Consider the following 718-nt stretch of genomic DNA (forward strand, 5'->3'; position numbering starts at 1 on the left):
CGGAGAGTGATTAGCCTCTGACCTGGGCAGATAAGTTGCACCTACCAGCCCAGGGCAGCGACTGCTACCTAAACGCCCAGCTCGGCTGCATGATCATTCGGTTCGTACGGAAACATGGTCTCCGCTTGACCGGACGCTTTAGTTGCTGTACGTGACATCGGACCGCCCGCTGGCGCTGTGGAGCGCGCCGTCGACGCCAGCCTGATGTAGAGGGTCGTGTCGATGTGCCTGGCAGGCGTACCGCTGACCACGGTGTGATCTGTCGAGATCGCGGCGCTCCCGACGCTCCCGACGCCGACTGCCCCGAAAGGGCCGGGTGCGCACGGAGTGTCGCCACGTTCGGGTCGAGGTCATCGTGCGATCAGCGAGACCGCTTCCCGTGCGGGTCCCGCCGGCGCGATCCGACCTCCCAACGGCTCGCAGATCTTCTTCTCGATCGGCTCGGCGCCGCGCTGGTCATGGCTGTGGGGTGAGCGGGAGTACGAGTAGCTGTCCGGACCAGCTGCCGATGTGGAGGTCTCGGGCGCCGTGAAGTCCTGCTGCTTGTAGTAGCGCCACGATGGAAGCGACGCTGCTCGACGTCCGCGCAGACTGGGACTGGAGCAGCTCCTGGGCTGGGACTTCCCCACCATGGCCATGGCCGCGACCCGGATCGGCCGCCCCGACCTGGCCGTTGACACCCTGCTCACGAACTCGGCCAAGAACCAGTACTCACCGG

The 718-nt window shown here is 65.9% G+C and carries 1 protein-coding gene; it reads right to left on the reverse strand.

All coding sequences use genetic code 11. The annotated features are described in order from the left end of the window. Positions 1-350: 350 nt before the first annotated feature. Positions 351-718, reverse strand: a 368-nt coding sequence (locus MJ783_RS08185) for a hypothetical protein (protein WP_239309717.1), incomplete at its 5' end; no start/stop codon positions are given.

Source organism: Protofrankia sp. Cj3, assembly GCF_917627355.1.
In the GTDB taxonomy this organism is placed as follows: domain Bacteria; phylum Actinomycetota; class Actinomycetes; order Frankiales; family Frankiaceae; genus Protofrankia.